The sequence below is a fragment of the Streptococcus pasteurianus genome, assembly GCF_004843545.1.
GTDB lineage: Bacteria > Bacillota > Bacilli > Lactobacillales > Streptococcaceae > Streptococcus > Streptococcus pasteurianus.
Window position 1 is genome coordinate 1,963,719 of record NZ_CP039457.1, and the last position, 25,735, is coordinate 1,989,453.

A 25,735-nucleotide genomic window follows, 5' to 3' on the forward strand; every position below is an offset into this window, starting at 1 on the left:
ATGAATTTACGAGATTTAGAATATTTTTACCAATTAGCAAAGCTAAAATCTTATACCGCTGCTGCACAGTATTTTCAAGTTAGTCAACCGACAATTACTTATGCTATTAAACGGCTCGAAAAAGAATTAGGCTGTGATTTGGTCATCAAAGACCCGTCACATCGCTCAGCAGCACTTACTTTGCAAGGTGATATTTTTCAAAGCCATGTTGAAGATGTTCTACTTCAAATAAAGACAGCGGTCAACGAGGTGCATCAGTCACTCGATCCTATGATGGCTGTTGGATTGCCACCGATTATCTGCAATTATTTGCTGACGGAACTCCTTCACAAAAATGAAAGTATCGCCCCATTTTCACAAGTTAAGGCTGTGCGTGGTGGCTCTAATAGTTTAATGATGAAATTGCTAGATGGAGAATTGGATTTCAGTCTGTTGGGTTCGCTAGCGCCGCTCAAAAATGACCAGTTGATTATTCATCCGCTGTTTAAAAAAGATTTTTATGTCATTCTTTCTCCAAAACACCCTTTGGCAAACCAGAAAGAACTGTCTTTTCAGGATATTCTTTACGAAAAATTTATCTTGTTAGATGAGCATAATATCCACCTAACCGCTTTTAATCAGCTCAATCATCGTTACCATGACCAAGCTTCAATTTTGTTTAAAATCGATGATGTTTCGGTGATTAAGCAAATGGTTTCGGAAAACATGGGCATTTCATTGCTGTCTGATATTGCACTAACGTCAGGTTCTGACCAATTGATCAAAGTGCCTCTGGCTGAGCAAGACCGTATCTCTTTCTACGTCAGCTACGCTCATTCACGACATGCTATCCTCTCAAAAGAAGCCAAAGATTTGATCCGCCTAATTGAAAAAATTTCTTAGTAGACTTTCCTTAGCAAAATGATAATAGCTTTATAAACACTAACCCCTCCTTATAAATCCTATAAGGAGGGGTTTGATTAATTGGTTGCGTTTTGGGCGTTTAGCCAGTTGAAAATATTGTTATAAGAAACGCCGTTGACTTGGGCGTCACCACCATTGGTTGGGTTTGTCGCAACCATGCCCGTTAAACCTGACCATGTAACGACATTTATTACCCAAGAAAAGTTACTAAAATGTAATGATTTTCGATCCATAAAGCGCTCACAAGGATATTGTACTCCCAAAAGATACTATTTTCAGAAATTTTCAAATATGAAAATTCAACAACAGAAATATTAAAATTCCTTGCCGATTATGACAAGGAATTTTTTTAAGAATTTGCATTAAACTGCTGAACAGAGCCGTCGTAGCTTGCCCAAACTTTCGTTAAAAATTGGTCACTTAAGTGATAACTTGGCGTGGCTTGTTTCTGACTTAGAAACGGATTAACAACTTTGTCCATGGCTAACCAGCCAGTCCACCCCATGTGAATAGTATCTTGCATAAAGAAAGGTTTGTCGCCATCTTTTGAAAAATCAGCAATATTGGTAAAGCCTTGGCTTTGTAATTGATACTTTATCTTAGCGACTGTTTTTTGGTACATAGCTTGATTAAGACCAGTATAATTTGCCCATTTTCTGTTGACTGGTGGGATAACAAAGAGAACATTGGTATTGTCCTGTGCAAATTGACTGAGCACTAGTTGTAAATCATTGTATTCTGGAGAGTTTAAGTAATTAAATTTTGTTTGAGACTGTTTTAATCGTTTGAGTTGCGCTTTAAGACGTGTGTCAAAAAAAGTGTTTTCGATATCAAAGGTATTATTACTACTTCGTTTTTTTCCGTCAGCAATAGCTATGCCACCGAGTTTGCTGTAAGAAAAACAAGCTGGCAATTTCTTAGCTTGCGGTTTAATCTTGCTGTCGTAATTGTCAAACATAGGGATTTGGCTAAAAAGAGCATCTTCTTTCTGGAAAATCATCTGTTGCGTGTTGAGATTTTCATTGTCAGAGGCAGTCAACGATTTTCCTGCCGCAACATTTTCCATCATATCCTTAAAAGAAGAGTCAGGGTACATTTTCAAAAAGCGTTTAGCAGCGTAGCGGTCATAAACACTGCCGTTTTGATGTTTTAGGAAATCAATCGCTTGTCCGCTGCTAAAATATTCTTGAAAAGCGCTAGCGCTCGCTCCCTTAGATGTAAACCATTGTGGTGAAATTACATAAACAGCTTGTTTATTTTTGAGTTCTTTATTAATCTGCTGAATACCAAAATAATGCGTTAGTGAAGCCGAGCCACGTTGTCCGAGTAAATAAGGCGTATAGTTGCGATGATATTTTTCTGCCAAGACAGACGGATGCATTTTATCAAAGCGCAGCCATTCGCTAGAGCCAAAAAAGGGTACAAAACGGTGCTTAGCATCTGTTAAAGCACGTACCTTTTTATATTTACTCTTAAAACTCGTTTTGCTTAATGAGACCGCATCTTTTTTCTCAGCTTTTAAATCATGCTTTTGATTAGCTGTTGGAACACAGATAAAAACCAAAAGAACAATCAGTACAGCACAGACAACTGGTCCTAAAATCTGCCAGAGGCGCTTAAGCATGGCAAAGTTCCTCTATTCCTGCAATGATTTTATTAGCTGTGTTCCAGTCATTACGCCCAAATTCTGAAATCGGAATATCAATGTCAAAATGACTTTCCAATGCCACAATGAGTTCCACCGTTCCCATGCTATCTAGCACACCCGCATCAAATAAATCTTCGTCCATCATGTCAGAAACATCTTCCATGAAAAGGTCATCAATAATCGCTAATACATCTGTTTTAATATCCATATGATAAACTCCTTTTAAATCTGAAACGGTTTATTTCCCAACTGTTTTTGGAAACCACAACTGGTCTAAGAAACCTGAAAATAGTAAAAATGACAACATCACAACGTTAAATGTGATAAAAACACCAAGTGCCTGAGTCCATTTGTTATCTGGCAAAGGTGGCAAATCTTGCGCCTTACGCTCTCGATTAATCTTTTTCTTCTTTCGCACCCAAGCATCGTTAATCACAAGTCCAATACCATGAAAAAGACCGTAAGTGATATAATACCAAGTCAATCCATGCCAAAAGCCCATGATTAGCATATTGGCAATGTAGGCAACACTTGAGGTGACGTTTCGATTTTTAAAAACTTTGTGTTTAACTAAAACCTTGACCAAACGCATAAAAACAAAATCACGGAACCAAAATGACAAACTCATGTGCCAACGATTCCAGAATTCCTTTAAATCACGTGATTTAAAAGGTTGATTGAAGTTAACAGGGCTCTTAACGCCCATAAGATTAGAAATAGCAAGGGCAAACATGCTATAACCTGCAAAGTCAAAGAACAAATCAAACCCATAAGCATACATGACACCAAGCGTTGCAATGTTAAACACACCACCCATTTGCAGGGCACACTCTTTTAGCTGTGGCAATAGCAAGCTACCAAAAACATAAGCCAAAATGAATTTGTAAAGAAAACCAAGCATCAAGTAATGCACGCTTTCTTCTAACATATTCAGAAGCTCAGCTTTTTCAGGAATATTCTCGTAATCTTCATTAAACCGTTTGAAACGGTCAATCGGACCACTTGAAAATGTCGGCATGAAAAGCAAGAAACGCAAGAATTCCCACATGGTAAATTCACTCAGCACGCCGTCTCGCATTTCCATAATCATACCAACCGCACGAAAAGTCAGGTAAGAAATTCCTAAAAAACCAAAAAGTGATTGGTGATTATCAATGGTCATCAAGGGTGTCAGCTTGGTCCAAGCTAATGGCAAAATAGACAAAAACACCCAAAGATAGAAAATCCATTTATGATTATGACGTTTTCGGTAAATCTTGTAGGAAAAGACGAGAATTACTTGCCAAACGACATAAGCTAACAACGACACAAGCTGATTAGCCGTTTTTCCTGTTAACATCAAAATAATGAAAGCTAGGCTAACCAAAGCTTCGTACAGCGGAAAGCGTTTCTTGAAAAATAATCCGATGAAAATGGGAAGCACAGCCACAATCAAATACAGAAAATATTGCGGATTGCCATAAGCTTCTAAATGCGGTAATTGCTGAAGAAACTCACTCATCGGCGATTTACCTCGTTCATCAAGCCTTTAATATCGATTTTTCCATTCGGTGTGAGTGGTAAGCTGTCACGATAGAGGAATTTAGACGGCATCATGTAATCCATCATGATGTCTTTGAGTTCTTCTTTGATTACCTTAGTAATGTCCAGTTGACGCTCAAATTGCTCTGCAACACTGTCTTTTAACACAACGTAAGCCAGCAGATTTTGTACTTTGTGGTCTTTGTTGTAACGCGGGACAGCCACAGCCGACTTGATATAGGTTGATTTATTCAGATTTTGTGAGACTTCCTCAAGCTCGATACGGTAGCCGTTGAATTTTATTTGAAAATCCATGCGCCCACCGTAAAGAAGCATACCGCGGTCAGTCATGATACCTAAGTCACCTGTGTGATAGGCTGGCAAACCATTGAATTCGAAGAAAGCAGCTTGCGTGCGTTCTGGATTGTTGAGGTAACCTTTAGAAACAGCTGGACCGGATACGATGATTTCGCCTTGTTCTCCATTTGGCAAAGGATTGCCATTTTCATCGATGACAAAAGTGGGAGAATCGGCTTTGGTGTAACCAATTGGCAGACGCTTGCAAGTCGCTAACATCTCATCTGTGATAGCTACCGCAGAAAGAGCCACGGTCGCCTCCGTTGGACCATAAGCATTAACAATGCGAGCTTTTGGGAAACGACTGCGCAATTTTTGAGCGGTTTTCACCGTTAATTCTTCGCCGTCAAAATAAAAATGCGTCAAGTTGGGTAAGGTTTCATGATTAAAATCATTTGATAACATTGCCATATCAACAAAAGAAGGCGTTGATGTCCAAACACCAATCGGCAATTGATTAATCGTCATAAAAAGACGTTGAAAGTCTGTTGTCAACTCTTTTGGAAGCGCAAAAAGCGTGCCACCCAATGCTAAAGTCGGTGCCCAGTACATGACCGACAAATCAAATGAATACGGTGGCTGCGCCAGCATTTGTGGGCGCTGCGGAACAGAAAAAGCCTCTGCTTCAATCATCCAATTGGTAAAACTAAGCAAATTATCATGCGAAATTTGCACGCCCTTTGGCTGACCCGTTGTGCCAGATGTGAAAATAATATAATAATTATCATCACCTTTGACAGAATGTGTGATATGATAATCTGATTGTTGAGCAAAAATAGTCTTGAGCTCTGCAGATTTAATGATAGGAATGTGTGTAATTTCCAAAGGAAGATCACCAACGGCAATAATCAAGCTTGGCTCTGCTATTGCCAAAATAGCTTCAATTCTCTCAAGAGCTGAGTGTTGGTCAACTGGAATATAAGCATGACCTGACTTTGTCAGCCCAACAAAACTGGCTAACATTTCATATTCTTGACCGCCAAAAACCAAAACTGGCGATTTTTCCTCGATTTTCAAAAAATCAATATAGGTTGCCAAGGCATCTGAATCAGCCTTTAAATCACCATAAGTGTGAACATCTCCCAGAATATTATAGACAGGAAAATCAGCTTGTACTTGGGCAAAATGCTCAATTCTTTCAATCATATCGTGTAACATGAAAACTTACCTTTCTAAAATTCGTTGTAGATGAAGTTACCCTGACCACGCCCAAGATAACTGAAAAAGTAAATTAATGCTAAAAAAATCAACACATAAAATAATGTCTTTAGGATAAATTGACTTATTTCTTTCATGACTTGCTCCTCATACTAAATCAGTATAATCAAATTCACTGGAGAAATCTTGGACAAATTGTTGCAAAACTAGGGCAAATTTGTGGCAATTCCTCTAAAGTTCAGTTTAACCAAATTTTCACCACAAACTCTTACAGAATTGTAAGAAATTATTTTAGTATCACACGTGATTTTTAGCAAAAGCAAAAAGCCTTGGACACAATGTCCAAGACTTAATCTATGTTTTTTATTCTACCTCTACAATAAATGTTACGGATGCGCTGTGAATTTTAAGCGTTTATAAGACATCATAAACTGCACAGCAGCAGAAATGATAAAAATAGCTATCGCAAGCACTAGAATGCTTTTAACACCTCTATCCAGTACCAACAAAATAGCAAGTAACAAATCAACTATCCTAATATATGCCCCAATTTCTTTAAACATCGTAGCCTCCCAAAAATGATGATTAATCGTTTGATTTAAAACGCTTACAAATATTATTATATCACTTTCTATCATAATTACTAGCCATTTTCAAATATGAAAATAAAAAATCCCTCTAGGTAGTCATCCTAGAGAGATAGTCGTATTTAGTTATCTTTATGAAGAGCTTTTTTGACACCTTCAATAGCACCTTCCGCGCTTTCTTTGACATCACTGACTAATTCTTTTCCTTTGGCGATAGTCTTTTCGGCAAGACCTTCTGTTTCTAGTTCCTTATCACCTGTTACTTTTCCAAAACCTTTTTTAAGATTTCCTTTGACTTGTTCTAATTTTGCATCATATTTTTTTTCAGACATATTATTTCCTCCTGCCCTTAAATTACCTATAGTTTATCACCTTACAGCCTATAAGTAAAAGAATTCGATTACAAATTTAACCTAACAAAAAAGCGTCTAAAAGACACTTTTTGTTTTATTTAACTTTCATAATGCGGATTAGGTTAGCGCGTTCTGTTTCTTCGATTTTTAGTTCGATATAACGAATGGTCTCTTCCAATTGTGGAATGGTTGTGTATTCCAAACCATTGACACGATGGCGTGTTTTTTCAATTTCATTGGCCATCAATTGACAAGATTTTTCGATTTCAGCCAGATGAAACAAATTCTCTGTCAATCCCTCAACGGCAAGGTGTCGTCCATTTCACTATTAGATGCTTGATAGCTGTACACAACGTTACCGTTATCATCACCATACGGATTTTCAATATGACTGTGCATTTTGAAACAGTAACGCTCATGATATTTTTTATTTCAATAAATAGTTGAACCTCTTTTATCGGAACTGAAAAACTTTCTTCTACCACAAGTGTGTTTTCAAGAAATTTCGCTATAACAAAATCTTACTAGATCATCTTTTTTCATGAACACCCAAAAAATAAGACTGATTTTCAAGAAAATAAAAAACCGTCAGACTCGAGCACTGACGGTGACTTTTTATATTCTATCAATTAAGCAGATAAAACTTTACGTCCTTTACGACGGCGAGCAGCAAGCACGCGACGTCCGTTTTTAGTTGACATACGGTGACGGAATCCGTGTTTACGTTGACGACGGATTTTACTTGGTTGATAAGTACGTTTCACGATGAATACCTCCTCATAGATTTTCGTATTCGTTTAGCCGGCTATATTTGATCAGTTACTAAACATACCATACTATTTTATAATAAGAATAGAAAGCTGTCAAGGACTACTTGGTTTTTATTTCAATGTCTCTCTTTTTAAAGATGACCCCAAAGAGCTTTTATAGTTTAAAAATACTCTAGTATATAAAGCCATCTTACGGTAAGCGGTAAAAAAGAGCCTTAACGGCTCTGTAAATTTATTGAACAGCTGTCACAACAACGTAGCGATTTGGGTCGTTACCTTCTGAATAACTATCCACACCATCAATGCTTGTGATTGTTTTGTGAACAATTTTTCGCTCGCTATTGCTCATTGGGTCCATGACATAATCTTTACCAGTTTCGAGAACACGATTGGCTGCTTTGCGAGTAAATTCAATCAATGTCTCTGTGCGGTGTTCCACATAATCATGAACATTCAAAATGACAGAAAAATTCTTTGAATAACGGTCATGTAAGAAATTTTGTGAAAGTAATTGAAGAGATTTCAAAACTTTTCCGTGATAACCAATGACACGACCAGCTTCTGGCGTTTCAATTTGCAAATTGATTTGACGGCGATTGTGGCTAGTTTCAACCGTTGCATCAATGTCCATTTCATAGATGATTTTTTTGACATATTCTGCAACTTCTTCCGTAGCTTTTTCGATGTCTTTACTCAATTCACGTTGAGCTGGAAATTCACTAGCAACAAATTCTTCAAAAGATTGCTCAATTTTAGCCACTTCTGGGCTTTCGTCAACCTGAACATCTTCTTCAACTGGTCCTTTAGCCTTTTCAAGTGCTTCTAAAACCTCTGTATGGCCAGCTTCTTCAAGAATGGTTTGTGTTTTTTTCTTGTGCATGACAATATCTTCTTTAACCGAATCGTCAATGACTTCGCCACGCTCTTCCATTTTCTTAATAATGCTGGCAACTTTTCGAAGTTCCATTGTATCTTCAAATTTTGATGACACAGGTTCATTTTTTTGATTAACTTCCTCTGGCACACCCTTAACCACTTTTTGGTTAGCTCGGTGAGCCGTCACTTCATTAATCCCTTCGATATCAACCTGAGCAGGCTTTTTACCAAAACCTAAGAACCCTTTTTTTTCACGAGAAACCACTTTAATGTGGGCTTTAAGGCGTGACAAATGCAACTCTTTCAAGCCTTTTTCAATAGCATCTTCAACAGTTCTACCTGTGAATATTACCATACTTTCTTCCTCTTACTTTCTTCTCTTTTGCGCTTTCTTCTTAGCACGACGAATCTTAGCCGAACGTTCTTTTTCAGCTTGTTCCTCTTCCAATCGTTTGGCAATGATTTTGAAAGGATTATTCAACAAAAGAATTTGGAATACCTGAAAAGCATAAGAAACTGACCAATAAAGCACAACCCCTGAAGCCAATCTGAAACTCATAAAGAAAATCATAATTGGCATCACATAAGTCATCACCGTCATGGCAATATTTTTCTCACGCGCTGCTTTGTTTGTTAACCAAGATGAAAGGAATGTGAACAAAGCGGCTAAAACAGGCAAAATAAAATATGGGTCTGGTTTTGATAATTCAATCCATAAAAATGTACCTGTTTTCAAAAAGGCAACACGTGTTAAAGCTTGATACAAAGCCATCAAAATCGGCAATTGAACGACTAGTGGGAGCATCGTCGCATATGGATTAACACCGTATTCCTTGTAAAGCGCTTGGCTTTCCTCTGTCAACTTCATGCGGCTGTCTGTATCACGACCAGGATACTTTTCTTGCAACTTTTTAAGCTCTGGCTGCAAGTCTTGCATTTTTTGCCCTGATTTGATTTGCATATTGTAAAGCGGCATCATGATTGCTCGAATGATAATGGTAAAGAGAACAATCCCAACTCCGATTCGACCATTAATCGATAGCCACTGAATAGCTTTGGCAAAGAAATAAACAATTTGATCCCAGCCATTAGTTGATGAAGCGGTTACTTCACTGCGACCACAAGCAGCCAAAAGTATTAAAGTAAGACTACTTAACCCTAATAATTTAATCTTTCTTTTCACTATTTAGACCTTCCTGATATAAATTGGCAAGTTTTAAAACATGGAGTAAATTTTTCTTCACTTCATGATAATCAAGTTCCTCGACACCTTTACGAGCAATGATAACAAAATCATGATGTCGTAAATTTGGTGACAATTCCATGACAACATGTCGAATTTTTCGCTTGATGCTATTTCGGGTAACAGCATTACCAAGTTTTTTGCTTACAGAAAGCCCTACACGATAGTGGCCTTGATTTTTTTCTAATTGATAGACGACAAATTTTCGATTGGCAACACTTGTTCCCTTGCTAAAAATTGCCTGAAAATCTTTGTCACTTTTGACACGATAGGTTTTCTTCAACGTACGACTCCATTCTAAATTATTTTTATTATACCATAAAAATTTAAAAAGCCCTAACCTCTAAGGATTTTGGGCTTAATATCTTTAAATATTTTATTGGAAAATGCTTTAGGAAGTAGAAAAAATTGTTAATGAGTCGCTTTTAGACTGTTTTTGGCTTCTTTAATTTGCCATTTGACTTGGTCAAATCCAGTCCCACCAAGAGAATGGCGACGCTCAACAGCGGTGTGTGATTTAAGAGTTTCATAAATGTCCTCATCAATCAAATCAGAAATTTCTTGGTAACGTTCAAACGGCACGTCTTGCAAATAATAGCCAGCTTTAGTACATTCTAATACTAATTTACCAACGATTTCATGAGCTTGACGGAATGGAAGCCCTTTGCTTGCGAGATAATCAGCCAATTCAGTTGCATTTGAAAAATCTTTTTCAGTTGATTCAGCCATATGCTCTTTATTGACCATCATGGTTTTAAGCATACCAGCCAAAATATCAATAGCCACCGTAATGGTTTCAACCGTATCAAACATACCTTCTTTATCTTCTTGCAAATCTTTATTATAAGCCAAAGGCAAAGATTTCATAACCGTCAAAAGCCCAAAAAGATTACCATAAACACGACCAGATTTTCCGCGAATCAATTCTGCCATATCAGGATTTTTCTTTTGCGGCATGATTGATGAACCTGTTGAGAACGTATCTGAAAGCGTCACAAACTTAAATTCATTTGAGCACCAGCTGATGATTTCTTCACAAATACGGCTCATATGCATCATCAAAATCGAACTATTTGCCAAAAATTCCAAGATAAAATCACGGTCAGACACTGCATCAAGGGAATTGCTGTAAGGTTTGGCAAAGCCCATAAGCTCCGCTGTCATCTCACGGTCAATTGGAAAAGTTGTTCCAGCAAGAGCAGCCGCACCAAGCGGTGATATATCCGTATGTTTCACATTAAATTCAAAACGTTCACTATCACGCGTAAACATATTATAATACGCCATTAAGTGATGCCCAAATGAAATCGGCTGTGCGTGTTGCAAGTGTGTATAACCTGGCATGATAGTATAGACATGCTCATCAGCCAAGTCCACCAACGTTTGACGTAAATTGCCAAGCTTTTCAATCACTTCATCAAGCTTAGCTTTTAAGTACAAGTGCATATCAGTTGCCACTTGGTCATTACGTGAACGCGCCGTATGCAATTTTCCAGCCACAGAACCGATTTTAGCAGTCAAGAGACTTTCCATATTCATGTGAATATCTTCGTTTGACACGTCAAATTCAATTTTTCCAGCCTTGTATTCTACAAGCAGTTCTTCAAGACCTTCTTTGATTTGCGCAGCTTCGTCTTTTGCAATAATGCCTGTTTCACCAAGCATAGTCACGTGAGCAATTGAGCCTTTCAAATCAAATTCTGCCATTTTTTGGTCAAAAGAAATCGATGCTCCAAATTCTTCAACCCATTTTTCAAGACCAGCTTCAAAACGCCCGCCCCATAATTTATGATTTTCTGTTGCCATAACAATGATACAATGAACCACCAAAACACGTGGCGTTCAAAGCCTTTCTCTTTTCTTAGTTGTTTAATTAATAAATAAGTCCAAGGAGCAACCTAGGACTTATAGGGTGTTGCCTCACGGGGCGTTGGTCTTAAATGATTCTCACAGGATATCATTATTTAAGCTCGATGCCACTCTCTGTTGACATTAACGAGATAGGTAAGTTATAAGAAAAGAGTCTCAGATGGGGCTCCCTGTCCCCTTTTATCTGAAGCTTGGTGGAAATTTTCGGTACTAATCATCGTCATCATGGCTTGCCGTACCCTAAGTACTGCCTGCGCCATTCTTCCTTGATTAGCCTTGAAAATTTCTCACCAATTCTTTCCTTACTTATTAAGATTTTTATCTACGGCTCAATTCCTTGATTGATATCAAAATTATCGCCTTAGAAACTATTTTTTTGTTTTCTGTTAATTATTTATTGTTTACTTGTGAATTAACTTGGGTTGGTAGTCCCCAAAGTTTGATGAATCCTACAGCTGCGTCTTGGTCAAAGCTGTCAGCTGATGTGTAAGTTGCCAAGTTTTCGTCGTAAAGTGAGTTTGGTGATTTACGAGCCACAACTTGAGCATGACCTTTGTAAAGTTTCACTTTAGCGGTACCGTTAACCACTTTTTGTGTTTCTTTGATGTAAGCAATGATAGCTTCTGTCGCAGGGCTAAACCACAAAGCATTGTAGATAAGGTTTGACAATTCATTTTCAAGAATTGGTTTGAAATGAGAAACTTCACGTACCAATGTGATGTCTTCGATTTCTTTGTGAGCTGTCAAAAGTGTGATAGCGCCTGGGCATTCGTAAATTTCACGTGATTTGATACCAACCAAACGGTTTTCAACGTGGTCAATACGTCCAACACCGTGTTTACCAGCGATTGTGTTTAATTTTTGGATAAGGTCTGCCAATTTTAGCTCTTCGCCGTTAAGTGCAACTGGTTTTCCTTCTTTAAATTCAATATCAACAAATTCTGGTGTATCTGGAGCTTCTTCTGGAGAAGTTGTGATACCAAAAGCATCCTCTGGTGCTTGATTCCATGGATTTTCAAGGACACCACATTCATTAGCACGACCCCAAAGGTTTTGGTCAACCGAGTATGGATTGTCAAGGTCAGCAGGAACTGGCACACCGTTTGCTTTAGCGTATTCAATTTCTTCTTCACGAGACCATTTCCATTCACGAACTGGAGCAATAACTTTCAAGTTTGGATCAAGCGCAGCGATTGCCACTTCAAAACGAACTTGGTCATTACCTTTACCAGTACATCCGTGAGCAATAGTAGTCGCACCAGTTTTATGAGCAATTTCAACCAATTTTTTAGAAATGACTGGACGGCTAAGCGCTGATACCAATGGGTATTTTTGTTCGTAGTAAGCGTGAGCTTGAAGTGCTGGAAGCACATATTCTTCAGCAAATTCATCTTTAACGTCAAGGACGTAAGATTCAACCGCACCGACTTTAAGAGCTTTATCATGAATAAAATCAAGGTCTTTACCTTCGCCGACGTCCATACAAACAGCAACAACATCATAATCTTTCATGAGCCAAGTAATGGCAACTGAAGTATCAAGACCACCTGAGTAAGCAAGGATAACTTTTTCTTTTGACATAGGAATACTCTCTTTTCTTATTTTTGTGTTTTTATCAACTTTATGTGTATAATTATACATATCAAAAACAATCCTGTCAACACTTTTTTGAATATTTTTTCAAAAAAAGCGAAATTTTTACGATTTTATAACAAATATACAGTATATATACAAAAAATGAGCGATTTTATGCAATAATATCTTCCTATCTAATCTAGGAAGATATTATTTTTCATCTATTTATAATATTTTTTCAAAACGTTCGGTGTAGAACAAAGCTACTGTCATGATAATTGTACAGATGAATAGGCAAAGGGCTGCTACTGTCCATGAACCAAAGAGATCAAAGCTATAACCAAACAGTGTTGGTCCAAAAGCTGCTAGGAAGTAACCTCCTGCTTGTACCATACCAGATAATTGAGCGGTTTGGCTTGGTGTATGAGATTTCATTGAGAAAGCGACAAGCAGATATGGGAAAAGGGCGCTAACAGCAATTCCGATTAAAACATTAACAAGCAACCAATAGACAAAACTACTTGATTGGAATAACAGCATACCAGTTCCGATGATACCACAAGCAGAGACAATCGCTAACATGATTTTACGATTCTTAGCCGATAAATTAGTGGCTAAAGTTGGAATTGTCAATGAAAATGGCAAACTAATCAATGAATAAATAGAAGCCAAGATACCTGCTGCTTCGCTTGATACACCAGCTTGACTTGCCATTGTTGGTAACCAAGTCATTCCTGTGTAAAAAAGAAGAGATTGCAAACCACCAAAAACAAGCAATGCCAGCGCACGCTTATTTTTCCAAAGTGAGCCAACGTGTGCTTCTTCATCCTTTTCAGTCACATGATTATGAAATGTATTTGGAAACCAGACCACCAAAGCAAGCAAAATCAAGAAACTAAGAAGTAAAATCAACCCTTTCCATGATGTCATCTTGACAATTGGCACAGCCACAGATGAAGCGACCGAAGAAGCTAAACCCATAGCTGTCGTATAAACAGTCGTCAAAAGCCCAATACGCAACGGTTGATTAGCCAAGATAACGCTTGGTAGTAAAACGTTCATCATGGCAATACTAACTCCAATAATCATAGTACCGATATAAAGACTTGGTAAATTAATCACGCGCATACTTGAGCCGATAAACATGGCAATCAAAACCATGGTGAATAATTTTTCAAGCCCAAATTTATCTGCCAAGCGCGGTGCCAAAGACGAACAAAAAGCAAACATAATCAACGGAATACTCGTTAGAATCCCTAGTGAATTGACCGAAACGCCCAAACCGTCTGCAACATAGCTCAAAACCGTTGGTATCGTTGTAAATGGGATCCGCAAAACAGCTCCCACTAAGATGATACCAAGAACAAAAAAGCTCGAATAATCTTTTTTCATGTAACCCCTCTTAACTTAGAAATAAACAAATTCAATGCCTATTATAACAAGAACTACACACGTTTAGAATAGACATTATCAAAAAACGGTTTTTACAACAAATTTAAATATTTCTCAAAATTCATTATTTTAAGCAAAAAGCCCGAGATTTACATCTCAGGCTTTTATTCTATCATTTCAAGCTGTTAAGCATATTTTCGATGTGTTCAATTGATTTTTCACGACCAAGAAGGTAGATAGTATCTGGAAGTTCTGGACCGTGCATTTCACCTGAAACAGCGATACGAATTGGCATAAAGAGGTTTTTACCTTTGATACCTGTTTCTTTTTGAACGGCTTTGATTTGTGGGAAGATATTTTCTGATTTGAAATCTTCGTCACTCATCGCTTCAAGTTTAGCTTTGAAAGCTTCAAGAACTATTGGAACTGTTTCACCAGCCATGAATTCTTTTTCAGCATCTGTTAATTCTGGGAAATCTTCAAAGAACAAATCTGTTAATGGAATGATTTCGTCAACAGATTTCATTTGTGGTTTATAAAGTTCAACCAATTTTTCAGCTTTGTCAGTCAAACGACCAGCTTCTTCCAAGAATGGTTTCGCCATTGCAAAGATTGTATCAAAATCAGCATTCTTGATGTATTCGTTGCTCATCCAGTCCATTTTCTTTTGGTCAAAGGCAGCTGGAGATTTGCTCAAACGATTTTCATCAAAGAGTTTGATTAATTCTTCACGTGAGAAGATTTCGTCTTCACCACCAGGATTCCAACCAAGAAGAGCGATAAAGTTAAAGACTGCTTCTGGCATGTAACCTTTTTTACGGTAGTCTTCAATAAATTGAAGGGTATTCGTATCACGTTTTGACAATTTTTTACCAGTTTCAGAGTTGATAATCAATGTCATGTGACCGAATTCTGGTGCTTCCCAACCAAGTGCTTCGTAAACCATCAATTGTTTTGGTGTGTTTGCGATATGGTCATCCCCACGGATAACATGAGAAATTTCCATCAAATGGTCATCAACAACAACGGCGAAGTTGTATGTTGGGTAACCATCTTTTTTCTGGATAACCCAGTCACCACCGATGTTACCACCTTCAAATTCGATGTCGCCTTTAACGATATCATGCCATTTGTAAATGCCTGATTCGTTAACAGCCAAACGAACAGTTGGAACGATTCCTTTAGCTTCACGTTCTGCGATATAAGCAGCTTTTTCGTCTTCTGACATACCAAGGAATTCGTTGATATAACGAGGTGTTTCACCAGCAGCTTCTTGGCGTTCACGTTCTGCAGCTAATTCTTCTTCAGTAACGTATGATTTGTAAGCTTTACCTTCTGCCAACAATTGGTCAATGTATTTTTGGTAAATGTCCAAACGTTCTGATTGGCGATATTTTTCATGAGTTTGTGGGCTTTCATCCCAATCCATTCCCAACCATTTAAGGTTTTCCAATTGTGAACGTTCACCGTCTTCGACATGACGTTTACGGTCAGTATCTTCGATACGAATAACAAAATCACCACCATGGTGACGAGCATAAAGATAATTAAAGAGCGCAGTACGCGCATTTCCGATGTGTAAAAGTCCTGTTGGACTTGGTGCATAACGCACGCGAATTTTCTTAGGCATTTTCGTCTCCTGTTGAATTTCAATCATTTCTATTATAACACAATATTTATCCTTGGAACAAAAAATCAGCTGAAAACAGCTGATTTCCTACGTATCTTTCAACATTTGATTTCCAGCAAGTTTTGATTTCTTGTTGTTAACCTAAAACGGTCTATTTCCAGACCATTACTTTCCAACTCTATAATCAGCTTGAGGCAGAGCTACTTGATGATTCGATTGCTTTGACATAGTCGATAGCAATCACTAGCGAAATCACTAAATCAGCAAGACTGTCATCGTAAATATCAACATGGTAAGTCGAGGCTATCTTGAACCATTCTTGATGAATACTTGCCACTTCACGCCCTTGGTCAAGCAGACTAAAATTCATATTCCAAATGTCTCCAGCCACTTCCAAACCAAAATTAGAAATATCATATTTAGCTTTAAGCAATGAAAAACGCTGTTGAATTGTAATCTGTTTACCGTCCACAAAAGTCACCGTAAACCGTTGAAAAGGAAAGCTAAAATGATGTTTGATATGACTAACAAACTGCCCTTGACTGTCAGAAATCGTGAATTCCTTTAAAAACTTTAAAAATGATCCTTGAACGTGATAGGCAAGTTGACCAGTTTCATCTTTAATATCAAATTTACCAGCTAATGACCAAAGTTTTTGTTTAATCTCAAAACTTTTCATCTTGTACACCTCAATATTTTCATTTTATTTGTACCAATATGCTAATACAAAAATTATATTACTTCCTCGAAAAGCTGTCAACAAAAATCCGAAAATTCATCTTTATTTGATTTCTCTCATGCGTCCTGTGTCCACATCATAAACAGCTCCCGAAATCACAACATCCTCTGGGATTAAGGGAGAATTTCGCAAAATAGCAATGTCCTCACGCACACTTTCTTCCACATCAGAAAACGGTAAAAAATCTTTATCATGGACATCAACACCCAAATCACGCTCTAACTGCGCTGCAAAAGCTTCATTTGTAAAACTTTGTGCCCCACAATCTGTGTGATGAAGAACTACAATTTCACGTGTCCCCAATTGTTGCTGAGAAATCACCAAAGAACGGATAATATCATCAGTCACACGACCACCAGCATTTCGCAAAATATGAGCATCACCAAGCGCTAACCCCAAAGCCTGTGCCACATGTAGACGAGAATCCATACAAGTCACAATAGCAACATGCGTTTTGGGCTTCTGTGGCAAATGCTCTGTACCATGCAAATCAGCATAAGCTTGGTTAGTTTTCAAAAAATTTTCAAAATAAGACATCAAAAGTCCTCCTTGACTACGTGACTAATAAAGTTTTTCTTATATTATCATTTTTCATACCTCTTGTCGCCTAAAATGACTTTACAATGAGGAAATAAAAAAAGCGGAAATACTCTCCCACTTTTTACACAAAAACTTTTTTGAGGACTTCGCCCACAGTTGTCACACCAATGACTTGAATATTGTCTGGAATATCAATACCTGACAGAGAGTTTTTAGGAGCATAAACTTTAGTAAAACCAAGTTTTGCTGCTTCGTTGATACGTTGCTCAATACGTGTCACACGACGAATTTCGCCTGTCAAACCAATTTCACCGATGAAGGCTTCCTGTGGATTTGTTGGCTTTTCTTTATAGCTTGACGCAATGGCTACCGCTACTGCCAAATCAATCGCTGGCTCATCAAGTTTAACACCACCAGCCGATTTCAAATAAGCATCTTGATTTTGCAATAAAAGTCCACAACGTTTTTCAAGCACCGCCATAATAAGGCTAACACGGTTAAAATCCAGTCCTGTCGTGGTGCGTTTGGCATTTCCAAAGACTGTCGGCGTTACCAAAGCTTGGACTTCCGCCAAAATTGGACGGCTACCTTCCATGGTAACCACGATAGCTGACCCCGTTGCACCGTCCAAACGTTCTTCTAAGAAAACTTGGCTCGGATTAAGCACTTCAACAAGACCACCAGATTGCATTTCAAAAATGCCGATTTCGTTAGTTGAACCAAAACGATTTTTCACAGCACGTAAAATACGGAAGGTGTGATGACGTTCCCCTTCAAAATAAAGCACTGTATCCACCATATGCTCAAGCATGCGCGGTCCTGCAAGCTGCCCTTCCTTAGTCACGTGACCAACGATAAAGGTTGCAATATTATTTGTCTTAGCCAGTTGCATCAACTCTGCAGTCACTTCACGTACTTGTGATACCGACCCTTGAACCCCAGAAATATCAGGGCTCATAATGGTCTGAATCGAGTCAATAATCAAGAAATCAGGCTGAATTTGCTCAATCTGTGCGCGAATGGCTTGCATATTCGTTTCAGCATAAAGGTAAAATTCATTGTCAATGTCGCCGAGACGCTCACTACGTAGTTTAATCTGCTCTGCTGATTCTTCCCCAGAAACGTAAAGAACCGTTCCCTTATCTGCAAGTTGAATAGATACCTGCAAAAGAAGCGTTGATTTTCCGATACCTGGGTCACCACCGATAAGCACCAAACTACCTGGCACCACACCGCCACCAAGCACGCGGTTAAATTCATCCATGCCAGTCTTCGTGCGTGAATAATGAATCGAGCTAACATCCTTTAACTTAGTCGGTTTGCTTTTTTCACCCGTCAAACTAACACGCGCATTTTTGACTTCTTGCACCTCAACTTCTTCAACAAAAGACGTCCAAGACGAACAATTCGGACAACGTCCCAAATATTTCGGAGAATGATAGCCACACTCCTGACAAATAAATGTTGTTTTTTTCTTAGCGATAGCCCATTACCTCCTACTTATAAATCTACTGTTATTATTTCACCATAAGCAATTTCTTTCTGAGAAACAAATTGGCGCATTAGCACACCGTGGGTCACAATAATAACCGTGTCATACCCACGATACTTTTCCAGAGCGGCTAGAAAACGTTGCTTAACTTGTTCTGCTGTCTCATATCGATAACAAGAATTTTCTTCTAATTTTCCATTATTTTCCCAAAAAATCCGATAAGCTTTTGCAACAGCTTCTCCTGTGTAATTCAAATTATCTAAATCAGGTCGCCACTCATGAAAGAAAGGATCAACTAAAAGATCCAAGCCAGTTTCACGTGCGATATAAGTTGCTGTTTCAAGTGCACGAGTTATCGAGGATGAGATAATGACATCAGCAGATTGAAATACCTCTTTTTTAGCAAGCTCTCGTGCTAAATGCCGACCATGTTCGATCAACGGTGCCAAATCACGTCCAAAACCACTATAGTTTCCAGAGTTCTCACACCTATCCAACATGGACTAGTCTGGTTCAGAATGTCGAACAAATATTACTCTCATAGAAATCTCCAATCAACTCGCAAATGTCACTTATTTCCCAGTTGAACCAAAGCCGCCTGTACGAACGCCGTCTGCTTCGTCACCGTCAGCAACCAAGAAAGGCATGAAAACACCTTGAACAATGCGTTCGCCAGCTTCGACCACAACAGTCTCATTAGTGATATTTTTCATTTGTGCAAAAATGTGACCTTCATTAGCAGGATTGCCATAATAATCACCGTCAATGACACCTACCGAATTAATCAAAACCAAGCCTTTTTTACGCGGATTTGAAGAACGGTCAAAAAGATAAAGCACCTCACCAGCTTGCATGTAAGCTTTGACACCAGTTGGCACTAATTTAATCTCACCAGCTGCAATTTCTGTTGTTTCCGCAGCTTTCAAATCATAGCCTGCAGCGTGTGCTGTTTCTCGCCTTGGTAGCAATGTTTCATCAGTAAATTGTGAAACCAATTCAAATCCTCTGATTTTACTCATTTTGTCTCCTTAATTATTTATTCGTATTAGATTTCTTTTCCTTCGAAGGTAAAGCGGATGTGTGGAAATTCTTTTTCGCCGTCTTTTCCGACCATAAATGCTTTGGCTTCTTTTTTGATTTGGGTGAAGTCAACACCTTGCATTTTAGCAGCAAAAACACAACCACAGTAACATTGACGATAGATGTCATATTCCTCGCACATTTCTACTGAACGGCGGTAGCCATTATTTTTCTTGAAATCACTTGGTAGATACTTGGTTGCATAAACTTTTTGGACTTCGATTCCCACGCTATTAATAACCTGTGAACTTTTGTGCGGACTAATGGTCAAGGCACTAGCAAAATAATCAAAGCCAAGCTCAACAGCCATTTTTGCTGCCTTATCTAAACGGTAATCAAAGCAAACACGGCAACGCTCGCCACCCTCAGGTTCCTCCTCAAAACCATGAACTTTTTGAAAATACTCCGACGGGTCGTAAGGCGCTTCAATAAATTGAACGTTATTGCCTGTTTTTTCATTAAAATCCGATACAAATTTTTGAACAACATAAGCTCTACGGTAATATTCTTCCTTGGGATGAATGTTTGAGTTGGCAAAATAAACCGTCAAATCAGCATATTGCGTCAAATATTCCAAAGTATAAGTTGAACAAGGTGCGCAGCAAACATGAACAAGAATACGTGGTCGAGTCTCTTCTTGCATCCACCGTTTTGCCATTTGTTGCATGACACGGTCATAGTTGATTTTCTGATTGGGATTCATTTTGGATAAAATCTCTTCTAAATCAATCACAACTTATTTCTTCCTTTCATAGTAACATCATTTCATTATACCACAAGTTATTTTTCAAAAATATAGGAACACAACCTTATGCATTTTTATCATTGGGGTATATAAAAGAGGGAATAAATTTAATAAGTTCAGCAAGCAAGGAACCAGCACCCAAAAGCTGCTTTTGTTAGTTTGGCTGTGGTATAACATAGTTGTTCTTGATAATCTATTTGATAATTTTTTAAATACTGATAAACTAGGTCTGTTCATGTGTTAAACTTTCTGAACCTAGGTCTTTGCAACTGGCAAAACTCTTTCTCTTGAAAAAATTTTATTCGGTGTTAGAATATAAAAGTAGATAGTTAAAAGACTCAATCTTTTCACTTATCCATTTTTTTGAGTTTCATTTGTCACCGATACCGTCCAAAAAGGGGGTATCTTTCTTTTGCTCCTAGACACATTCTACAAGCGTTAAATCAAACCTAAATGCTGGTTTGATATAATTTCCATATTCTGCCCTTTCATGATACCATGCATCTATTGGCACAAGCCAAAACAAATATAGAAATGCTTATGATATAATAAGGTTAACATATTTTAAGAACTTTGTGTGGCATGGCTTTCTCTTTCAGATTGTGGGTTATCCATGGTCTTTTTTGATACTTAAAAAGCGCCCCAATAATGGAGCGCCTGCGGTCAAGGAATTGTAACTATATGAAAAAGTTTATTTAGAGTTTAAAGGTTTTGGCTTTTCAACGATAAAAGAACAAACTGACCGCATACAAGCAAGGGAGTATACAAAAATATATGGATGTTTTTTATATTGCAAAGGAAAATCCTCCTGCCTGCTCTTCCATTCTACTACTTCCATTACAAATTGACAACATCTAAAACCTTAACAAATTTAATTGCTAGCTAATTAACAAATAGCATAACAACAAAACTTAATGCAAGTTATGTCCCCTTTAAAAATCTGAGAATTAGTCTGCAATATAAGCAAACACCTTGTTGTAACTCTCCTTGGTACATACATGGAGAAGGAGTATTTAAAAAACACATCACCCTAAAACGTCATACAGTACATTTTATGGGCTAATAGTGACATGCTAGAAAAATCAAAAAGGGAAATTACTCACGAAAGAAGGTGGCGTTGTTTATTTTGAACGGTATATGCCCCGTTCAAAATTAAGTGAGGTATTCCCAAATAAAAAAGAAGCTATCAAAATAGCTCCTCCTAAACGTTAAGAAATTTTAATAATATTGACTGCTTGAAGTCCGCGTTTTCCTTGTTCAACGTCAAACTGAACTTTCTGACCATCCTCTAAAGATTTAAAACCGTTAGATTTGATTTCAGAAAAGTGTGCGAACACATCAGCTCCATTTTCTTGAGAGATAAAGCCAAAACCTTTATCCGTATTAAACCATTTTACTGTACCTTGTACCATTGAGTTACCTCTTTTTTATATAAATTTGTAAAAATATTCAAGAGGAAAAACAAAAGATACCACTTATTACTTAAACTCCAAATCTTATTTACACTCATTACTCTAACAGTAAAGTCACTATAAGTCAAGACTAAACTCTCATTTACCAAATTATAGAGAACCATTGAGTGATATATTTTAAATCTGCTTAGCTATTTCTTGAAGTGCTTTTTGTTTCAATCGGAACAAAGTTCTGTCACCTACTTCGAAGAAGTCTTGAATTTCCCTATCTAATTTTTTAATATTTTTTAGCTTTTTATCTAATTCTTTATAAGCCATAAAAAAACACATTTCTTACAATTCACTAGTTCTATTATATCACGAATTAGTAATATAAGCGTGGTTATATTGTATAACGGAAGATAGTGTTTATTTTTTAGTATTTGCCACGTTTTTTAAATACAGGGTGCTACCGTTTACCTTTTGTAATTCTCTTTTTTTACACTTTTCAAGTCGTAGCCCTTCCTTAATAAATTTCTAAACCTTTAGCTTCTGCTAACGTTATTTTATTGGGGCCGACAGCGATGTTTATTTCACCAGTGTTCTGCCAACAGTGTGTGTAGGATTTTATAGGATTTTTGGAAAGGTTGGATTTAAAATCCAAGTATTTCTAACCTGTTTTCCCAACAATTCATATAAACCTAAAACCTTTTTAATAATGGCTTACCTACTGTAGAAAGTTTTACCATGAATATCAAAGAAGTTATTAAAAAAGACGGTGCTAAAGTGTACTGCTCAAATGTTTATTTGGGAGTAGATAGCATTACAGGAAAGAAAGCACAAACAAGCGTAACAGCACGGACTATAACTACTTGGATACGCTAAACAAATCAAAATATTATAATCTATTTGACGTTGTGTTTTCTGTATTTCCTCACGATCACCCTTATTATGGCACTTTTAAAGAACAGACTAAAATGGCATTTAAAGCACCCTGCTGTACCGTACATAGGCTTTCACGGTCTATGCCACACTCACGCTACTATTATGCTAAATGCTGGTATACAGCCAAAAGATTTACAATATAGGCTAGAACATAGCAATATCAGCATGACACTTAACACGTATGTTCATGTCACAAAAGAAGGTGCTAAAAATTCAGCTAGTTTCTTTGAGTATGCTATTAATGCTTTTGGGGAATAATAAAGGAAGTATAAATTACATTAGACAAGCCATAAATCATTGATATTATAAGGCTTATCGTCATTTAGGTTATTTTTCAAAAATATAATCTAAACTTCCGGAAATTTCCCCTTATCACAAATAATTCCCCAATTACCTTTCCAATAAACAAAGACAAACAAGGGCTCTTGTGATATAATGGGGAGTGAAATCTTACTCGTTTGAGAGAGGAGAAAAAATGACAAGACAAAAAGTTGCTGTCTTAGGGCCTGGTTCATGGGGAACGGCTCTTGCGCAAGTATTAAATGATAACGGACATGACGTTTGTCTTTGGGGAAATGTCCCAGATCAAATCGAAGAATTAAATACCAAGCATACAAACACTCGCTACTTTAAAGATATTATAATTTCTGAAAATATCAAAGCGACACTCGACTTAAAAGAGGCACTCACAGACGTTGACGCTATTTTATTTGTTGTACCGACTAAAGTAACACGTTTGGTCGCAAAACAAGTAGCTGAAACACTTGACCACAAAGCTGTTATTATGCACGCTTCTAAAGGACTTGAACCTGGAACACACGAACGCCTTTCTACTATCTTAGAGGAAGAAATTCCTGCTGAATTGCGTTCTGAAATCGTTGTTGTCTCTGGACCAAGCCATGCTGAAGAAACAATTGTTCGCGATATTACATTGATTACAGCCGCTTCAAAAGACCAAGACGCCGCTAAATACGTCCAAGAACTCTTTAGCAACAATTATTTCCGACTTTACACTAATACTGATGTTGTTGGTGTTGAAACAGCTGGGGCTCTTAAAAATATCATTGCTGTTGGTGCTGGTGCCCTTCACGGACTTGGATACGGTGATAATGCCAAAGCAGCTGTTATCACACGTGGACTTGCCGAAATTACTCGTCTTGGGGTAAAAATGGGAGCTAATCCACTCACTTATAGCGGACTTTCTGGCGTTGGTGACCTTATCGTGACAGGAACATCTGTTCACTCTCGTAACTGGCGAGCTGGTGATGCACTTGGACGTGGTGAAAAACTCGAAAACATCGAAAAAAATATGGGTATGGTTATCGAGGGTATCTCAACCACTAAAGTTGCTTATGAACTTGCTAAAGAGTTAGGTGTTTACATGCCAATTACTAGCGCTATCTATAAAGTGATTTATGAAGGCGGCGACGTCCGTGAAAGTATCTTAGGTATGATGTCAAATGATTTCCGTTCTGAAAATGAATGGCACTAATATTAGAATTGTAGTATAATTTCGTCCAGTATAGTTAATTTATGAAAAGGAGTTCTCATATGAGAAAAGTTAGAAAAGCCGTCATTCCCGCTGCTGGTCTTGGAACACGCTTCTTGCCAGCAACTAAAGCACTCGCTAAAGAGATGCTTCCAATTGTTGATAAACCAACCATTCAATTTATCGTCGAAGAAGCCTTGAAATCAGGTATCGAAGACATTTTGGTTGTTACTGGGAAATCAAAACGTTCAATCGAAGACCACTTCGATTCAAATTTTGAATTAGAATACAATTTGGAACATAAAGGGAAAACTGACCTTCTCAAACTTGTGAATGATACAACAGCTATCAATCTTCACTTTATCCGCCAAAGTCATCCACGCGGATTGGGAGATGCTGTTCTGCAAGCCAAAGCTTTTGTTGGTAATGAACCTTTTGTCGTTATGCTTGGTGACGACCTTATGGACATCAATAATGACAACGCTGTGCCATTGACAAAACAACTTATCAATGACTACGAAACTACACACGCATCAACTATCGCTGTTATGCCTGTACCACACGAAGAAGTATCATCTTACGGTGTTATTGCTCCTCAAGGAGAAGGCATTGACGGACTTTATAGCGTTGAAACATTTGTTGAAAAACCAGCCCCTGAAGATGCACCAAGTGACCTTGCAATCATCGGCCGTTATCTTCTTACTCCAGAAATCTTCAATATCCTTGAAACACAAGAACCTGGAGCTGGTAATGAAATTCAATTGACAGATGCTATTGATACCCTTAACAAAACGCAACGTGTTTTCGCCCGCCAATTTAACGGTGACCGCTATGATGTCGGTGACAAATTTGGCTTTATGAAAACTTCTATTGACTATGCCCTTCAACACCCTCAAATCAAAGATAGCATGAAACAATATCTTATCGATTTAGGTAAAGAATTAGAAGCTGATTCAAAAAAAGAAGAAACTAAATAAAATCCCCCCCTTAAAACTTTGACCTGCACCCCGATCGTTAGACACGACATCTAACGATCGGAGTGCTTTTTGTATGACATTAAGTTACGAAGACAAGGTTCAACTCTATAAGTTGAGACAAAATGGAGAATCAATTAAATCCTTATAACAAAAGTTTAGTATTTTGTTAAGTCTCATATTAAATATGTTCTCCGACTGATTGATCGGTAGGGAATAGGTATCGTCAAGAAAAGGAAAAATATCTATTACTCTCCAGACTTAAAGCAGGAAATGATTACTAAACTTTTGTTTGAAGGGCAATCCCAAAAACAAGTAGCTCTTGATTATGCCTTACTCAATTATAGTCAGCTGGCAAAGTGGCTGGCACAATATAAGAAAAATGGGGATACTATTGTTGAGAAAACTAGAGGGAGCCCACCAAAGATGGGGCGAAAACCAAAGAAAACTTGGGAATA

Annotated in this window: 27 protein-coding genes and 3 pseudogenes; 5 read left to right on the plus strand and 25 right to left on the minus strand. The window is 37.7% G+C overall.

Going from position 1 to position 25,735, the window contains the following annotated elements:
- On the plus strand, window positions 1-882 hold the full coding sequence (locus E8M05_RS10260; RefSeq protein WP_003066670.1) for a LysR family transcriptional regulator: 882 nt from the start codon (window positions 1-3) through the stop codon (window positions 880-882).
- A gap of 77 nt (window positions 883-959) precedes the next feature.
- Here the strand turns inward: E8M05_RS10260 and E8M05_RS11245 are convergent, their stop codons facing one another.
- The 25 genes and pseudogenes from E8M05_RS11245 to E8M05_RS11250 all read right to left on the minus strand — a co-directional run bounded on the left by E8M05_RS11245 (window position 960) and on the right by E8M05_RS11250 (window position 22,208).
- Complete coding sequence (locus E8M05_RS11245) at window positions 960-1,136, minus strand: hypothetical protein (protein ID WP_003066672.1); 177 nt, start codon at window positions 1,134-1,136, stop codon at window positions 960-962.
- Window positions 1,137-1,252: 116 nt separating this feature from the next.
- On the minus strand, window positions 1,253-2,527 hold the full coding sequence (gene dltD, locus E8M05_RS10265) for a D-alanyl-lipoteichoic acid biosynthesis protein DltD (protein ID WP_003066674.1): 1,275 nt from the start codon (window positions 2,525-2,527) through the stop codon (window positions 1,253-1,255).
- Window positions 2,520-2,759 (minus strand): D-alanine--poly(phosphoribitol) ligase subunit DltC, encoded by a 240-nt coding sequence (gene dltC / locus E8M05_RS10270; RefSeq protein ID WP_003066675.1) that lies wholly within the window; start codon window positions 2,757-2,759, stop codon window positions 2,520-2,522. Before dltC ends, dltD begins: the two co-directional genes overlap by 8 nt.
- 30 nt (window positions 2,760-2,789) lie before the next feature.
- Complete coding sequence (gene dltB, locus E8M05_RS10275) at window positions 2,790-4,052, minus strand: D-alanyl-lipoteichoic acid biosynthesis protein DltB (RefSeq protein WP_003066677.1); 1,263 nt, start codon at window positions 4,050-4,052, stop codon at window positions 2,790-2,792.
- A complete protein-coding gene (dltA, locus tag E8M05_RS10280; RefSeq protein ID WP_003066679.1) occupies window positions 4,049-5,587 on the minus strand; it encodes a D-alanine--poly(phosphoribitol) ligase subunit DltA in 1,539 nt (512 codons plus the stop codon). Before dltA ends, dltB begins: the two co-directional genes overlap by 4 nt.
- Window positions 5,588-5,601: 14 nt before the next feature.
- On the minus strand, window positions 5,602-5,724 hold the full coding sequence (locus E8M05_RS10285; RefSeq protein ID WP_013852287.1) for a teichoic acid D-Ala incorporation-associated protein DltX: 123 nt from the start codon (window positions 5,722-5,724) through the stop codon (window positions 5,602-5,604).
- A gap of 249 nt (window positions 5,725-5,973) precedes the next feature.
- Window positions 5,974-6,150, minus strand: a complete 177-nt coding sequence (locus E8M05_RS10290) for a hypothetical protein (RefSeq protein WP_231557414.1) — start codon at window positions 6,148-6,150, stop codon at window positions 5,974-5,976.
- Between the two features lie 146 nt (window positions 6,151-6,296).
- On the minus strand, window positions 6,297-6,506 hold the full coding sequence (locus tag E8M05_RS10295) for a CsbD family protein (RefSeq protein WP_003066683.1): 210 nt from the start codon (window positions 6,504-6,506) through the stop codon (window positions 6,297-6,299).
- Between the two features lie 115 nt (window positions 6,507-6,621).
- A pseudogene (locus E8M05_RS10300) lies at window positions 6,622-7,048 on the minus strand (V-type ATP synthase subunit D); the annotation flags it as partial.
- A gap of 108 nt (window positions 7,049-7,156) precedes the next feature.
- On the minus strand, window positions 7,157-7,291 hold the full coding sequence (gene rpmH / locus E8M05_RS10305; RefSeq protein ID WP_002885866.1) for a 50S ribosomal protein L34: 135 nt from the start codon (window positions 7,289-7,291) through the stop codon (window positions 7,157-7,159).
- 238 nt (window positions 7,292-7,529) lie between these two features.
- Window positions 7,530-8,528: an RNA-binding cell elongation regulator Jag/EloR gene (gene jag / locus E8M05_RS10310; protein ID WP_003066686.1), complete on the minus strand. Its 999-nt coding sequence runs from the start codon at window positions 8,526-8,528 to the stop codon at window positions 7,530-7,532.
- A gap of 12 nt (window positions 8,529-8,540) precedes the next feature.
- Window positions 8,541-9,356, minus strand: coding sequence for a YidC/Oxa1 family membrane protein insertase (locus E8M05_RS10315; protein WP_003066687.1), 816 nt, complete (start codon window positions 9,354-9,356; stop codon window positions 8,541-8,543).
- Complete coding sequence (gene rnpA / locus E8M05_RS10320) at window positions 9,340-9,699, minus strand: ribonuclease P protein component (RefSeq protein ID WP_003066688.1); 360 nt, start codon at window positions 9,697-9,699, stop codon at window positions 9,340-9,342. Before rnpA ends, E8M05_RS10315 begins: the two co-directional genes overlap by 17 nt.
- Window positions 9,700-9,827: 128 nt before the next feature.
- The gene (gene argH / locus E8M05_RS10325) at window positions 9,828-11,222 is read right to left on the minus strand and encodes an argininosuccinate lyase (protein WP_013852289.1); all 1,395 of its coding nucleotides are present in this window, start codon (window positions 11,220-11,222) and stop codon (window positions 9,828-9,830) included.
- A gap of 453 nt (window positions 11,223-11,675) precedes the next feature.
- Window positions 11,676-12,866 carry an argininosuccinate synthase gene (locus tag E8M05_RS10330; RefSeq protein ID WP_012962562.1) on the minus strand — a complete coding sequence of 397 codons (1,191 nt, stop codon included), beginning with the start codon at window positions 12,864-12,866 and terminating at the stop codon, window positions 11,676-11,678.
- A gap of 219 nt (window positions 12,867-13,085) precedes the next feature.
- On the minus strand, window positions 13,086-14,252 hold the full coding sequence (locus E8M05_RS10335) for a CynX/NimT family MFS transporter (protein WP_003066692.1): 1,167 nt from the start codon (window positions 14,250-14,252) through the stop codon (window positions 13,086-13,088).
- 172 nt (window positions 14,253-14,424) lie between these two features.
- A complete protein-coding gene (gene gltX / locus E8M05_RS10340; RefSeq protein ID WP_041974164.1) occupies window positions 14,425-15,882 on the minus strand; it encodes a glutamate--tRNA ligase in 1,458 nt (485 codons plus the stop codon).
- Window positions 15,883-16,066: 184 nt separating this feature from the next.
- Window positions 16,067-16,561 carry an LURP-one-related/scramblase family protein gene (locus tag E8M05_RS10345; RefSeq protein WP_003066694.1) on the minus strand — a complete coding sequence of 165 codons (495 nt, stop codon included), beginning with the start codon at window positions 16,559-16,561 and terminating at the stop codon, window positions 16,067-16,069.
- 102 nt (window positions 16,562-16,663) lie between these two features.
- Window positions 16,664-17,158, minus strand: a complete 495-nt coding sequence (locus E8M05_RS10350) for a beta-class carbonic anhydrase (protein WP_003066696.1) — start codon at window positions 17,156-17,158, stop codon at window positions 16,664-16,666.
- Between the two features lie 124 nt (window positions 17,159-17,282).
- A complete protein-coding gene (gene radA, locus E8M05_RS10355; protein WP_041974187.1) occupies window positions 17,283-18,644 on the minus strand; it encodes a DNA repair protein RadA in 1,362 nt (453 codons plus the stop codon).
- Between the two features lie 17 nt (window positions 18,645-18,661).
- Complete coding sequence (locus E8M05_RS10360; RefSeq protein WP_003066699.1) at window positions 18,662-19,153, minus strand: histidine phosphatase family protein; 492 nt, start codon at window positions 19,151-19,153, stop codon at window positions 18,662-18,664.
- 72 nt (window positions 19,154-19,225) lie between these two features.
- Window positions 19,226-19,672: a dUTP diphosphatase gene (locus tag E8M05_RS10365; protein ID WP_003066701.1), complete on the minus strand. Its 447-nt coding sequence runs from the start codon at window positions 19,670-19,672 to the stop codon at window positions 19,226-19,228.
- Between the two features lie 26 nt (window positions 19,673-19,698).
- On the minus strand, window positions 19,699-20,466 hold the full coding sequence (locus tag E8M05_RS10370) for an epoxyqueuosine reductase QueH (RefSeq protein ID WP_003066703.1): 768 nt from the start codon (window positions 20,464-20,466) through the stop codon (window positions 19,699-19,701).
- Window positions 20,467-21,686: 1,220 nt separating this feature from the next.
- Complete coding sequence (locus E8M05_RS10375; RefSeq protein WP_003066706.1) at window positions 21,687-21,890, minus strand: cold-shock protein; 204 nt, start codon at window positions 21,888-21,890, stop codon at window positions 21,687-21,689.
- Between the two features lie 177 nt (window positions 21,891-22,067).
- Entirely contained in the window at window positions 22,068-22,208 is a 141-nt protein-coding gene (locus E8M05_RS11250; protein WP_003066708.1) for a hypothetical protein, read from the minus strand.
- 408 nt (window positions 22,209-22,616) lie between these two features.
- Here E8M05_RS11250 and E8M05_RS10380 point away from each other — a divergent pair.
- From E8M05_RS10380 to E8M05_RS11680, 4 genes and pseudogenes are all read left to right on the plus strand, one after another.
- A pseudogene (locus E8M05_RS10380) lies at window positions 22,617-22,733 on the plus strand (integrase); the annotation flags it as partial.
- A gap of 556 nt (window positions 22,734-23,289) precedes the next feature.
- Window positions 23,290-24,306: an NAD(P)H-dependent glycerol-3-phosphate dehydrogenase gene (locus E8M05_RS10390; protein ID WP_003066713.1), complete on the plus strand. Its 1,017-nt coding sequence runs from the start codon at window positions 23,290-23,292 to the stop codon at window positions 24,304-24,306.
- 59 nt (window positions 24,307-24,365) lie between these two features.
- Complete coding sequence (galU, locus tag E8M05_RS10395; RefSeq protein WP_058692553.1) at window positions 24,366-25,280, plus strand: UTP--glucose-1-phosphate uridylyltransferase GalU; 915 nt, start codon at window positions 24,366-24,368, stop codon at window positions 25,278-25,280.
- A 73-nt stretch (window positions 25,281-25,353) separates the two neighbouring features.
- Window positions 25,354-25,733: pseudogene (locus tag E8M05_RS11680) on the plus strand (IS3 family transposase); the annotation flags it as partial.
- Window positions 25,734-25,735: the final 2 nt, after the last annotated feature.

Excerpts from the sequence above, each read along its gene's own strand:
- argH (WP_013852289.1), bottom strand. The coding sequence starts at position 11,222 with ATGGCAACAGAAAATCATAAATTATGGGGCGGGCGTTTTGAAGCTGGT.
- E8M05_RS10290 (WP_231557414.1), bottom strand. The coding sequence starts at position 6,150 with ATGTTTAAAGAAATTGGGGCATATATTAGGATAGTTGATTTGTTACTT.
- dltA (WP_003066679.1), bottom strand. The coding sequence starts at position 5,587 with ATGTTACACGATATGATTGAAAGAATTGAGCATTTTGCCCAAGTACAA.
- dltC (WP_003066675.1), bottom strand. The coding sequence starts at position 2,759 with ATGGATATTAAAACAGATGTATTAGCGATTATTGATGACCTTTTCATG.
- E8M05_RS10260 (WP_003066670.1), top strand. The coding sequence starts at position 1 with ATGAATTTACGAGATTTAGAATATTTTTACCAATTAGCAAAGCTAAAA.
- E8M05_RS10285 (WP_013852287.1), bottom strand. The coding sequence starts at position 5,724 with ATGAAAGAAATAAGTCAATTTATCCTAAAGACATTATTTTATGTGTTG.
- E8M05_RS10360 (WP_003066699.1), bottom strand. The coding sequence starts at position 19,153 with ATGTTGGATAGGTGTGAGAACTCTGGAAACTATAGTGGTTTTGGACGT.
- E8M05_RS11245 (WP_003066672.1), bottom strand. The coding sequence starts at position 1,136 with ATGGATCGAAAATCATTACATTTTAGTAACTTTTCTTGGGTAATAAAT.
- E8M05_RS10375 (WP_003066706.1), bottom strand. The coding sequence starts at position 21,890 with ATGGTACAAGGTACAGTAAAATGGTTTAATACGGATAAAGGTTTTGGC.
- E8M05_RS10345 (WP_003066694.1), bottom strand. The coding sequence starts at position 16,561 with ATGAAAAGTTTTGAGATTAAACAAAAACTTTGGTCATTAGCTGGTAAA.
- E8M05_RS10390 (WP_003066713.1), top strand. The coding sequence starts at position 23,290 with ATGACAAGACAAAAAGTTGCTGTCTTAGGGCCTGGTTCATGGGGAACG.
- galU (WP_058692553.1), top strand. The coding sequence starts at position 24,366 with ATGAGAAAAGTTAGAAAAGCCGTCATTCCCGCTGCTGGTCTTGGAACA.
- dltD (WP_003066674.1), bottom strand. The coding sequence starts at position 2,527 with ATGCTTAAGCGCCTCTGGCAGATTTTAGGACCAGTTGTCTGTGCTGTA.
- E8M05_RS10335 (WP_003066692.1), bottom strand. The coding sequence starts at position 14,252 with ATGAAAAAAGATTATTCGAGCTTTTTTGTTCTTGGTATCATCTTAGTG.
- E8M05_RS10295 (WP_003066683.1), bottom strand. The coding sequence starts at position 6,506 with ATGTCTGAAAAAAAATATGATGCAAAATTAGAACAAGTCAAAGGAAAT.
- jag (WP_003066686.1), bottom strand. The coding sequence starts at position 8,528 with ATGGTAATATTCACAGGTAGAACTGTTGAAGATGCTATTGAAAAAGGC.
- dltB (WP_003066677.1), bottom strand. The coding sequence starts at position 4,052 with ATGAGTGAGTTTCTTCAGCAATTACCGCATTTAGAAGCTTATGGCAAT.
- E8M05_RS10350 (WP_003066696.1), bottom strand. The coding sequence starts at position 17,158 with ATGTCTTATTTTGAAAATTTTTTGAAAACTAACCAAGCTTATGCTGAT.
- E8M05_RS10330 (WP_012962562.1), bottom strand. The coding sequence starts at position 12,866 with ATGTCAAAAGAAAAAGTTATCCTTGCTTACTCAGGTGGTCTTGATACT.
- gltX (WP_041974164.1), bottom strand. The coding sequence starts at position 15,882 with ATGCCTAAGAAAATTCGCGTGCGTTATGCACCAAGTCCAACAGGACTT.
- E8M05_RS11250 (WP_003066708.1), bottom strand. The coding sequence starts at position 22,208 with ATGGCTTATAAAGAATTAGATAAAAAGCTAAAAAATATTAAAAAATTA.
- E8M05_RS10365 (WP_003066701.1), bottom strand. The coding sequence starts at position 19,672 with ATGAGTAAAATCAGAGGATTTGAATTGGTTTCACAATTTACTGATGAA.